Source organism: Aphanothece microscopica RSMan92, from assembly GCF_046613545.2.
In the GTDB taxonomy this organism is placed as follows: Bacteria; Cyanobacteriota; Cyanobacteriia; order PCC-6307; family Cyanobiaceae; genus NIES-981.
Window position 1 is genome coordinate 1 of record NZ_JBKKKY020000080.1, and the last position, 10,733, is coordinate 10,733.

Annotated in this window: 9 protein-coding genes; 6 read left to right on the forward strand and 3 right to left on the reverse strand. The window is 68.7% G+C overall.

The features are described from left to right. Both ACLD7X_RS14765 and ACLD7X_RS14770 read left to right on the forward strand, forming a co-directional pair. Window positions 1-1,381 (forward strand): MFS transporter (locus ACLD7X_RS14765; RefSeq protein ID WP_411424416.1); only part of this gene is annotated, 1,381 nt, incomplete at its 5' end. Window positions 1,382-1,424: 43 nt separating this feature from the next. Continuing rightward, window positions 1,425-3,662, forward strand: a complete 2,238-nt coding sequence (locus ACLD7X_RS14770; protein WP_411424417.1) for a molybdopterin oxidoreductase family protein — start codon at window positions 1,425-1,427, stop codon at window positions 3,660-3,662. Here the strand turns inward: ACLD7X_RS14770 and ACLD7X_RS14775 are convergent. Both ACLD7X_RS14775 and ACLD7X_RS14780 read right to left on the reverse strand, forming a co-directional pair. Further along, window positions 3,623-4,093: a nitrate reductase associated protein gene (locus tag ACLD7X_RS14775; RefSeq protein WP_411424418.1), complete on the reverse strand. Its 471-nt coding sequence runs from the start codon at window positions 4,091-4,093 to the stop codon at window positions 3,623-3,625. The two genes, ACLD7X_RS14770 and ACLD7X_RS14775, sit on opposite strands and share 40 nt — an antisense overlap. Continuing rightward, window positions 4,083-5,222, reverse strand: a complete 1,140-nt coding sequence (locus tag ACLD7X_RS14780) for an anthranilate phosphoribosyltransferase family protein (protein ID WP_412007271.1) — start codon at window positions 5,220-5,222, stop codon at window positions 4,083-4,085. The genes ACLD7X_RS14775 and ACLD7X_RS14780 overlap by 11 nt, the downstream gene beginning before the upstream one ends. Window positions 5,223-5,647: 425 nt before the next feature. On the opposite strand from ACLD7X_RS14780, the gene ACLD7X_RS14785 reads away from it, so the two are divergent. Next, entirely contained in the window at window positions 5,648-5,869 is a 222-nt protein-coding gene (locus ACLD7X_RS14785) for a hypothetical protein (RefSeq protein WP_412007270.1), read from the forward strand. A gap of 383 nt (window positions 5,870-6,252) precedes the next feature. Further along, window positions 6,253-7,812 (forward strand): ferredoxin--nitrite reductase, encoded by a 1,560-nt coding sequence (locus ACLD7X_RS14790; RefSeq protein ID WP_411424422.1) that lies wholly within the window; start codon window positions 6,253-6,255, stop codon window positions 7,810-7,812. On the opposite strand, the gene ACLD7X_RS14795 is transcribed toward ACLD7X_RS14790, so the two are convergent. Then, entirely contained in the window at window positions 7,736-8,149 is a 414-nt protein-coding gene (locus ACLD7X_RS14795; RefSeq protein ID WP_425625294.1) for a hypothetical protein, read from the reverse strand. The genes ACLD7X_RS14790 and ACLD7X_RS14795 overlap by 77 nt on opposite strands. 159 nt (window positions 8,150-8,308) lie before the next feature. On the opposite strand from ACLD7X_RS14795, the gene ACLD7X_RS14800 reads away from it, so the two are divergent. Then, window positions 8,309-9,586: a CbiX/SirB N-terminal domain-containing protein gene (locus ACLD7X_RS14800; RefSeq protein ID WP_412007269.1), complete on the forward strand. Its 1,278-nt coding sequence runs from the start codon at window positions 8,309-8,311 to the stop codon at window positions 9,584-9,586. Then, the gene (cobA, locus tag ACLD7X_RS14805) at window positions 9,583-10,419 is read left to right on the forward strand and encodes a uroporphyrinogen-III C-methyltransferase (protein ID WP_411424424.1); all 837 of its coding nucleotides are present in this window, start codon (window positions 9,583-9,585) and stop codon (window positions 10,417-10,419) included. The genes ACLD7X_RS14800 and cobA overlap by 4 nt, the downstream gene beginning before the upstream one ends. The last annotated feature ends 314 nt before the right edge of the window (window positions 10,420-10,733 follow it).

Below are 10,733 nucleotides of genomic sequence, written 5' to 3' on the forward strand. Positions count from 1 at the left end.
TCCTGCGCGCATCCTGATCGGGATGCTGCTCGACAAGTTCGGGCCACGGATCACGTATTCGACACTGCTCGTCTTCTCGGCGATACCCTGCCTTCTCTTCGCCGCTGCACAAGACTTCAGTCAGTTGGTGGTGGCACGCCTGATGCTCTCGATCGTGGGGGCTGGATTCGTGATTGGCATCCGCATGGTGGCGGAATGGTTTCCCCCCAAGGAGATCGGTCTGGCCGAGGGTATCTACGGCGGTTGGGGGAATTTCGGTTCCGCCTTCTCGGCGCTCACCCTCGTCATCGTGGCGGGTTGGCTTTCCTTCAGTGGGGGCTTTGAGGTGGATGGCGTGATCCTCAACTGGCGCGGGGCCATTGCTCTGACGGGCATCATTGCGGGTGTTTACGGGTTCATTTATTTCTTCAGCGTCACCGATACGCCTCCCGGCAAGACCTACCAGCGGCCGGCCAAGACCGCTGGCCTCGAAGTGACGTCGATGAAGGACTTCTGGGGGCTGATTGGCATGAATGTGCCCTTCGCGGCCATTCTTGCGGTTCTGGCCTGGCGCCTTCAGAAGGTGAAGTTCCTCACGGGCAGTGGCTACACCATTGCGCTCTTGCTCGTCCTGGCGTTCTTCGTGTTCCAGACCTGGGGCATCATTCGCACCAACAAGGATCTCCTCACCGGTCGCAAGACCTATCCCAAGGAGGACCGCTACGAGTTCAAGCAGGTGGCCATTTTGGAGCTCACCTACATCGTGAATTTCGGCTCCGAGCTGGCCGTGGTCTCCATGTTGCCCACCTTCTTCGAGACCACCTTTGAGTTGCCGAAGGCCACTGCGGGCATCCTGGCCTCCGCTTTCGCCTTCGTGAACCTGGTGGCCCGCCCGGGTGGAGGACTCCTCTCGGACAAGCTCGGCTCCCGCAAGTCCACCATGGGCTTCCTCACCGTTGGCCTGGGAATCGGCTACCTGGTAATGAGCATGATCAAGCCCGGCACCTTCACCGGTACCGCGGGGATTGCCCTCGCCCTGGTGCTCACCATGGCCTGCTCCTTCTTCGTGCAGGCTGGCGAAGGATCCACCTTTGCGATGGTGCCGCTGGTGAAGCGTCGCGTGACCGGCCAGATCGCCGGCATGGTCGGTGCCTACGGCAACGTCGGTGCCGTGGCCTACCTCACCATCTACAGCCTTCTGCCCCTCTGGATGTCAGGGGCGTCGGATGCCGAGCCAACCCCCGCGGTGATCGCGGCCTCCAACAGTGCCTTCTTCCAGGTGCTGGGTGTGGCGGGTCTGGTCGTCGGATTCATGTGTTATTTCTTCCTCAAGGAGCCGAAAGGATCCTTCGCTGAAGAGCACGAAGGGGAATCCCCCGCGGCCCCGCTGCCAACGGTCTGAAATCCCGGCAGGCCCCAGGCCTGCCTTTCAGTTTTTCCCTTCCATGGCTGCGTCCCCGTCCGGTTCCACCCACTCCCAATGCCCCTACTGCGGGGTGGGTTGTGGGCTGGAGCTCATGCCGCCGGCGGTCAAGAACCAGCCCACCCGACGGGATGCCCAGGGTCTTCCCATCTGGGGAGCCCGGGGGGACCGCAGCCATCCCTCCAGCCTGGGCCAGGTGTGCATCAAGGGGGCCACGGTCTGCGAGACCCTCGCCGGCGGACGGTTGGCCACCCCCCTGGCCCGCCGTTCCCTCGATGAGCCCTTCCAGCCGATCAGCTGGGACGAGGCGCTCGACCGCATCGTCGACCGGATGCGCACCAGCCTGCAGGCCCGGGGGCCCCAGGCCCTCGCGATGTACGGCTCGGGTCAGTTCCACACCGAGGACTACTACGTCGCCCAGAAGCTGTTCAAGGGCGCGCTGGGCACCAACAATTTCGACGCGAACTCCCGGCTCTGCATGAGCTCGGCCGTCGCCGGCTACACCCGCAGCCTCGGCTCCGATGGTCCGCCGTGCTGCTACGAGGATCTCGACCACTGCAGCGTGGCGTTCCTGATCGGCACCAACACCGCCGAGTGCCATCCCGTGCTGTTCCAGCGGCTGCTCAAACGCAAGCGGCGGCAGTCGGACAGCCTGACGATCGTGGTCGTCGATCCCCGTGAAACCGCCACCAGCGACGCGGCGGACCTCCACCTGGCCATTCGCCCCGGGACGGACCTCGTGCTGCTGCATGGGGTGGCCCACCTGCTGCTCCGCCAGACCGCCATCGATTTCGAGTTCATCGAGGGTGAGACCGAGGGATTTGCGGCCTATGCCGAGCTGGTCCAGGCCTGGACCCCCGACCGGGTCAGCCGGATCTGCGGCATCCCTGAATCCAGCCTGGGGCAACTGGCCGCGCTCTGGGGGCAGAGCGCCAGCGTGCTCAGCCTCTGGTCGATGGGTGTCAACCAGAGCGTGGAGGGCACCGCCACGGTGGCGGGACTGATCAACCTCCACCTGCTCACCGGTCAGATCGGGAAAGTGGGAGCCGGGCCGTTCTCCCTGACGGGACAGCCCAACGCCATGGGGGGGCGGGAAGCGGGGGGACTGGCCCACCTCTTGCCGGGCTACCGCACTGTCACTAATGCAACGCACCGCGCCACCGTGGAGGCGGCGTGGGGGTTCGCCCCGGGGGCCATCGATGCCCGCCCCGGCCTGGCGGCCTGGCAACAGGTGGAGGCGATGGAGGCCGGCGAGCTCGACCTCTGGTGGGTGGCCGCCACCAATCCCCTGGTGAGCATGCCCAACCTGGAACGGGTCAAGGCGGCAATGCGGCACTGCCCCCTGGTGGTGGTGAGCGACGCCTATGCCAACACCGAGACGGCCCAGTACGCCCACCTGCTGCTTCCCGCCGCCCAGTGGAGCGAGAAGGCTGGGGTGATGGTGAATTCAGAGCGCCGGGTCACCCTCTGCCCGGCATTCCGGCAGCCTCCGGCCCAGGCCCGCCCCGACTGGGAGGTGTTCGCCGAGGTGGGCCGTCGGCTCGGATTCGTGGATCAGTTCGGCTATGCCTCCGCCGCCGAGGTCTACGCCGAGTTCTGCCAGCTCACGGCCGGTCGGCTCTGCGACCACTCCGGGCTCAGCCATGGGCTGCTGGAGGCCGAGGGGCCGCAGCAGTGGCCCTTTCCAGCCGGCAGCGCGCCCACCACGGCGTCGAAGCGTCTCTACACCGATTTCCGCTTCGCCACCCCGAGTGGGCGGGGCCGGTTCATCGCCGAACACCCCCTCGGCCTGGCCGAGCCTCCCTGTGAGGCCTACCCCCTGGTGCTCACGGTTGGTCGCTATCTGGGGCAGTGGCACACCATGACCCGCACCGGTCGGGTGGCCCGGCTGAACGCCATGCATCCCGAGCCCCTGCTGGAGATCCACCCGGAGGATGCCTACCCCCTGGGACTGGAGTCGGGTGACCAGGCCGCCATCACCTCCCGACGCGCCACCCTCAGCGCGCGGGTGGATGTGACCGAGCGCATCCGACCCGGCACCGTCTTTCTGCCCATGCACTGGGGTTTCCTGCAGGATCCGCCCTGTGAGGCCAACGCCCTGCTGCACGAGCAGGCCTGCCCGATCTCGAAGCAGCCCGAGCTCAAGGCCACGGCCGTCTCCGTGGCGGCCGTTCCCCATGGCCTCCCGATGGCCGGCGGCCAACGGCTCAGCGCCAAGGTTCAGGGCAGCATCTCGACCAGCGCAGCCTCCAGGTTGTGATGGTCATGGCCGGGGCGGGCCAGCTTGCAGAGGGCGAACCGCTCGAGTTCCGAGAGGCTGGTCCACTGGCCTGGCAGCTGCGGGTGGCCCAGGGAGGCGGCTGAGTCACACAGCTCCGCGGGTGGGGAGCCCGCGTGTTGCCACGGGGCTGCGGTGGGAATGGCCATGGGTCTCACGCCACCGTCGGCCATGCCGGAGGTCCGTTCCCGCAGGAACGTGGCCATGGCCTCCAGGGCCGCGGGGCTGTCATCCCACAGCACCAGCTGCTGCCGTTCTGGTTCGGTGAGGGCGAGCCAGTGGTTGAGGCGGAGCTTGGTGCCGGCCAGATCCAGCTTGCGCCGCAGGCAGAGGGGGATGCAGCGCCAGCTGCCCACGAAATCCCGCTCGAAGGCGAAGCAGTGCGAGGCCTGGTGGGTTCCTTCAGGGAGCATCGTGTCGCCAGGCGATCAGTGCACGCAGCTGACGCAGCGCTGACCCGTCCTGCAGGAGTTCGTGGGTCCGCTCCAGCCCCGCGCTCAGGGTCTCGCAGATCCCGCCGAGCCAGAGGTAGGCGGCGGCGTTCCATTGCAGGGCGGCCGCCAGCTCCCCTTGTCCACCGAGGGCAGCCAGGGCCTGCTGGCGCCAGCTGTCCAGGTCGGTCCAGAGGGCGTCCGGGCCGTAACAGCCGTGGTCGCGGGGGTGGAGGATCAGCCGCTCACCCTGCCCGCCATGGGCCCGCGCGGTGATGCAGGCCCTGCTGATCGGCAGATCGGTGCTGCCTTCCAACCCCTTCACCGTGACCACATCCGTCTCGCCGCTCAGCTCCAGGGCCCTCCAGGCACGGCTTTCGGTGGGCGGGTGCACGAACCCGCTCACCAGCAGGTGCGGGCCTCGGTGCGCGGTCCAGAGAAGCTCCAGGCTGGCGACCGGGGGCCTCTTGCCGAGATCGTCCCGGATGGGGGTGAGCCGTTCCGCCAGCGGGAAGTGGTCCGGCTGGTGCACGAGCGCCAGACGGTGGAGGCTGAGCCCCTGCTGCACGGTCGCCAGGGAAAGGTTCTGAAGATCCAGGCCGAGGGCGTGGAAGAGCTCCATCGCCGTGACGCCGTACTTCACCGGCATGCGGGCCCCACCATGCAGCACCACCGGCAGCCCCGCGGCAGCCAGAACGAGGGAGGTCAGGGGGTAGAGGGGGGCGGTGCGGGTCCGGCCGTCGAAGGGCATGCCGAAGCAGATGGCCGCCCGTTCCGTGTGCAGGGCCGGGCCCAGATCCCGGTACACATCCAGCATGCCCGAGAGCTCCTGCGGCTCCGGTCGCCGGATGCGGTGGGCGATCAGGAAGGCGCCGATCTGGGCGGGGCTGGCCTCCTCCTGCAGCATCAGCATGAGGGCGTCCCGGGCCTCCTCCCGGCTCAGGCCCCGGCCGGTGTGTTCACCGCTGCCGATCTTCTGGAGATAACGCTTGAAGCGCTCCCGCCCCGATGGGGAGGGAGCGCCTGGCTGGGTCGGTGGTTTCCGAAGTCCGCTGCCTTCGGATGACGAGCTGAGGGAGGCGATGCTGGCTGGAGTTGGGGTGGCAGGCATCGCCATCAAGGGTGGGGTGGAACGCCTGCAGCTGGAAAACGTGACCTCATTGTCCACGGACTGGGCGCTTCGGGACTCCCATTCGCTACCGACTGGGACCGTCGTGGACAGGCAAGCGACAAAGAAGTATCAACGGATACGAAAAACATCCTTAAGGTGTCAGCGCCCGCTTGGTTCGTGTCGGTTCGGTACCAACCACTGCATCGGAGGGGCCCCTCGGCTCATCAAAGTCGCTGCCCCATCCACTGTTTCCATGCAGTTCGCTGCCTCACTCGGGCTTTTGCTTGGGGTTCTCCACGGCCTCTGGTCGGTCGATCTGCACGCCTCCAGGGCCGGATCGGTCCCCGCGGGCTTCGCCACGACCGTCTTTGGGGATGAAGCGGGCTTCCGATAATCGAGGTGGTTCCTGATCTGGAAGGTTTGCCATGGCCACTCCGCTGCACACCACCCGCGCCGAAGCCTCTCCCCTCGGCGTCGCCCTGGCGTTCCTCGGCATGTTCGTCGTCGGCTCCCTCGGGGTCCAGCTGCTGTCGACCCTCCCCCGCGACGCCGGCCAGGCTTCCGCCACGGCCCAGTCCGCCAGCGCCCAGCCCGCCCCTGTCGTTGCCCACCAGGCCACCCTCTGGAGCAGCCTCGGCGAGCGCTGAACTCCCAGCTTCTGCTGACCTCCGGGTTCAGCCCTCCGCACATCGCTTGTTTTGGCCCCCTTCGCGCCACCTGTCGCGGCGCCAGGGGGCTTTTGTGTGCTGTCGCCCACCGATGGGTCCCGGTTCCGGCGGATCCGTAACGGTCACGACACAAGGTCCCAGCCCCGGCCAGCAAACTTGATTTGAGCCGTGACCCACGGTCTCCAGCAACGCGTGGTGCGCTGCTGCGCTCATTTCCAAGGCGACGCATCCCTCATCGGCGTTCGCCGGCCGCTCCCACCCAGATTTCCGCACGGGTTTGCCGGTGAATGGCGACACCAGGGTCATGACCACGAACACTGCGTCCTTCAGGCGCGCCGCCGGGCGCGTCCTTCCCTGTTCCCATGAGTTCCTCTCCTGTCTCCGGCGATTCCGCTCCCGCCCTCAGCAAGCTTGAGCTGGCGAAGGCCGAGCTGTGTGGTCTGGATCTGCGTCCCCGTCTCGCCGAGCTGGCCCAGGAGGGTTGGGAGTCCCTCGATGAGGCGACCCTCACCGTCCGGCTCAAATGGCTGGGCATCTTTTTCCGCCCGGTGACCCCGGGCCGCTTCATGCTCCGGCTCCGGCTGGCCAATGGCGTCGTCCAGGCCGACCAGCTGGAGCTGCTGGCGGAGACCGTGGACCGCTGCGGTGAACACGGCAGTGCCGACATCACCACCCGTCAGAACATCCAGCTGCGGGGACTGTTGTTCGAGGACATGCCTCCCCTGCTGGAAGCGATGGACCGCCTCGGTCTCACCAGTCGCCAGTCCGGCCACGACAACCCCCGCAACATCACCGGCAACCCCCTCGCCGGGATCGATCCCGAGGAGATTGTGGACACCCGGCCGCTGGTGCAGGCGATTCAGGCCCGTCTCTTCCAACCGGATGGCCCCCGGAACCTGCCCCGCAAGTTCAACGTGGCCGTGGGGGGAGCCCCGGACAGCTTCCTGCTGCACAACGACCTGGCCTTCCTGCCCGCCACGCACGAGGGACGCCTGGGCTTCACGGTGATGGTGGGGGGCTTCTTCTCGGCCCAGCGCAACGAGCTGGCCATCCCCCTGGGCGTCTGGCTGGAGGGCGATCAGCTGCCGGACTTCACCCTGGCGGTGCTCCACCATTTCGAGCAATGCGGCAACCGCGCGGCCCGCAACAAGAGCCGTCTGATGTACCTCATCGACGCCCTCGGCATGGAGGCCTACCGGGCTGCGGTGGTGGCGGCCTATGGGGCCCTGGCGGGCGGTGATGCCGCCTCGCGCCTCGCCACCCACGACGGCACCCACCTGGTGAACCGGGCTCCCCGCGACGGCCTCGGATGGAACCCCCAGCGCCAGGACGGTCTCGCCTGGATGGGCCTGCATGTCCCCATGGGCCGGCTGGATGCCGAAACGATGCTGGAGCTGGCCCGCCTGGCCCGCACTTACGGCAGCGGGGAGCTGCGCCTCACCGAGGCCCAGAACGTCCTGATCCCCAACGTGCCCCTGGAGCGCGAGAGCGCCCTGAGGGCCGAACCGCTGCTGCAGCGCTTCCGACCGGAACCCAGTGCGCTTCAGGCGGAAGCCGTGAGCTGCACGGGCAATGCCTACTGCAGCTTTGCGTTGATCCCCACCAAGGGCACCGCCCAGGCCCTGGTGGAGGAGCTGGAGCGCCGGGTTGAACTCCCCCATGCGGTGCGGACCCACTGGACCGGCTGCCCGAACGCCTGCGGGCAGCCCTACATGGGCCAGATCGGCCTGATGGGGGCCAAGGCCCGCAAGGACGGCGAGATGGTGGAGGCCGCCAAGATCTTCCTGGGCGGCTCCATGGGAGCCGATCCCAAGCTGGCCGAGCTTCACGACAAGGGCGTGCCCCTCAGCGAGCTGCCCGACGTGATGGAGCAGCTGCTGGTCGAGCGCTTCGGTGCGCGGCGGAAGGCCGCCCAGCCCTGAACCCCCGGGTCCTCAGCCAGGCCGGTGCTTGCCAGGAAGTGCGCCGTTCGCTCGCCTGGGTCTCGCTCCAGGCCCGGTCGAGCGCCAGCAGGGCACCCCGGTCTTCCGTGTCCACGCCGGCATACAGCAGGTGGGTGACCCGGTCGGGATCCAGGCCGAGCTGGCCGACCTCCTTCCAGAGCGCCTCGGTCCGATGCGGGTCCGCTGCCTGGAACTGGGCCTTGGCCAGTTGGCCGACCAGGGAAACCAGGATCTGCTGCTCCCGGAGGGCGTCCAGGTCCGGGCGGGGGGACGGCCGGTTGGGCAGGCGGCTGGCTGTGCTGACGGGACCTCGCATCACTGTCCTTGACGACTTGACCCCTTGCTAAAGCTGCTGCCCATGGGACGCGCGTTTTCCTCATCAAACGTATCCGTCGCGACCGTTTTGCCCCCTGGTGCCCCCTCCGTTCAGACACCGGCGGTGCCATCGTTGGAGCCCGGCCGGGTTGGGGGAGGTGTGCCTCTGGAGCCGACGTCCCTGCCCGAGACCGGCACCGTGGAGCGCTGGCCTTGGCTGCAGCAGCTCCGCCGCAGCCGGGATGTTCCGCTCGAGCCCTGGCTCGAGGCGATCGAGACCGGCCGGATCCGTCTCGAGCAGGATCTTCTGGCCGCCCTGGCGGAGCGGCTGACGGTTCCGGCGGTGCGGCGCCTGCTGCGCTGCTGGCTGGCCAACGAGAAGGCCGAACCCGCCCTGCTTGCGGTGCTGGGCCGCTTTCGCGATCCGGACTGCGCTGGCCAGATCCGCCAGGCCCTGCAGGGGGCAGGCCCGGAGCGCATGGCCCTGCTGCTGCCGTTGCTGGGGTACCAGCGCGATCCCGCCGATTTTGCGCTGCTCCGCGGCTCGGTGCTGGCTCCCCAGCCTTCCCCCACCCGCAGGGCCGCCCTCGAGGGCCTGGCTGTGGGGCTGCCCGCCTGGCCCCCGCAGGCCCTGCGGGATCTGCTGCGGCAGCTCGCCTTCGATCTTGACACCCGGCTGGCCGGGACCGCGGTGGATCTGCTCGCCCGCTTGCCCCAGCCCCGGCTGGCCCTGGCGAGGTTGGCCCCCGAGCGGCTGGATCCCGGGCTCGACCAGCGCCGTCGCCGCCGCCTGGCTGCCATCCCCGCCCATCCCCTGGTGCTCGTGGTGCACGGGCGTGGCGGCGGGTTGATCCCGGCGGAGGTCCGTGCCCTGGCTGGGGAGCTGGAGCGTCGCCGCCGCTCCCCGGTGGTGCTCCAGGCTCTCACCGCCCAGGGCCCGGAGACGGATCCGCTTCAGACCCGCCAGGCCGCCCCGGGGGAGCCGGTCACCCTGGTTCCGCTGCTCCTCCTGCCCGGTGGTCACGTCTGCCGGGATCTGCCGTTGGTGAAGGCCCACTGGCGTGCCAGCGGGCCTGTCCATCACCTCCCGTTCCTCGGCTCCTGGCCTGCCTGGCAGCAGGCGTTGCGCCGCGAACTGGTGGCCCTGCGGGGCCCGGTCACGTTGCTCCACCACCCCTTGAACGGGCCCCTTGCCGCGCGCTACCTCCGCCATCTGGAGCAGGTCTGCAACGCCACCTGCCTGGCCACTCCATACAGTGCGGCGGATTCCGGTGAGCTCTCGTCGGTGCTCGCAGACCCCGCTCAGCGTCCTGTCCTCCCCCTGGTCCTGGCGTCCAACCGCCTCACCGAGGGCCTGCCGGCCTGGTGCGGCACTCCCCTCCTCCAGCGTGCGGGGCTGCGGGACGCCCTGCTCGAGATGCTCGCCGCCCTGCCATGAGTTCCGACTCCACGGGAGGCATGGTCCTGCCCTACGGCACGGTGTACCTGGTGGGGGCCGGGCCTGGCGATCCTGAACTGCTCACCCTGAAGGCCCATCGCCTGCTGTCCCGGTGTGACGCCCTCGTCCATGACGCGCTGGTGCCGAAGGCCCTGCTGGACCTGGTCCCGGACCACTGCGAACGGCATTTCGTGGGCAAGCGCCGGGGGCATCATTCGGTCCCCCAGCCCAGCACCAATGCGGTGCTGGTGGAGCTGGCCACGCGCCACCGCACGGTCGTGCGGCTTAAGGGTGGTGATCCGTTTCTTTTCGGCCGCGGCGGTGAGGAGGCCGCCCACCTGGCGGCGCGGGGCATTCCCGTCGAGGTGGTTCCCGGTGTGACGTCCGGCATCGCCGCGCCGGCCTACGCCGGCATCCCGGTCACCCATCGCCGCGCCGGCTCGAGCGTGACCTTCGTGACGGGCCATGAGGAGGTCGACAAGCGCCGGCCCGGGGTGGATTGGCAGGGTCTGGCCCGTTCCAGCGACGGTCTGGTGATCTACATGGGCCTGCACAACCTGGAGAGGATCTGCATGGAGCTGATGGCCGGAGGCCTGGACCCGGCCACCCCGGCGGCGGTGATCCAGCAGGGCACCGTGCTCGGCCAGCGCACGCTGGTGGCACCCCTGGGAGTCCTGGCGGAGCGGGTGGCGGAGGAGGGCCTGGCCTCGCCCTCCATTGTCGTGGTGGGGCGTGTGGTGGCGGAGCGGGTCGAAGCCTGTGCTCCAGCGCCAGCCGATGCCGAGATGCCGATCCCGTTCGACGTGGGAGACGGGATCGCCCGGATTCCGTAGCCAGCAACACCCGCCTTCTGGTGATCCCCTGATGAAGTTGGAGTTCCCTCCCCCAACTTCTGCGCAGCGTGCCCGACCCACGATCCATTCCCCGCTCCCGACGCGTGAACAGGTCCTGGGGCGCCCGCCCGCCCGCGGCGTCTTCGGCGGCCCGTCGTCGGGCACCGGCCGGTGTGTCATCCCCTTCCAGCGGGAGTCAGTTCGAGCGTGACCTGATGGCCATGCGGCAGGTGTGGGACCTCCTTCGAACCGGTGCCGTGCGCATGTGGGGTGAGATCGGGCGCACCACCTGATTGGCCTTGCCCACCACCATC

Bases quoted from the DNA above. Each gene is read 5' to 3' on its own strand.
- ACLD7X_RS14785 (WP_412007270.1), top strand. From the start codon at position 5,648: ATGGCCACTCCGCTGCACACCACCCGCGCCGAAGCCTCTCCCCTCGGC.
- ACLD7X_RS14770 (WP_411424417.1), top strand. From the start codon at position 1,425: ATGGCTGCGTCCCCGTCCGGTTCCACCCACTCCCAATGCCCCTACTGC.
- ACLD7X_RS14780 (WP_412007271.1), bottom strand. From the start codon at position 5,222: ATGCCTGCCACCCCAACTCCAGCCAGCATCGCCTCCCTCAGCTCGTCA.
- ACLD7X_RS14795 (WP_425625294.1), bottom strand. From the start codon at position 8,149: ATGCGAGGTCCCGTCAGCACAGCCAGCCGCCTGCCCAACCGGCCGTCC.
- cobA (WP_411424424.1), top strand. From the start codon at position 9,583: ATGAGTTCCGACTCCACGGGAGGCATGGTCCTGCCCTACGGCACGGTG.
- ACLD7X_RS14775 (WP_411424418.1), bottom strand. From the start codon at position 4,093: ATGCTCCCTGAAGGAACCCACCAGGCCTCGCACTGCTTCGCCTTCGAG.
- ACLD7X_RS14790 (WP_411424422.1), top strand. From the start codon at position 6,253: ATGAGTTCCTCTCCTGTCTCCGGCGATTCCGCTCCCGCCCTCAGCAAG.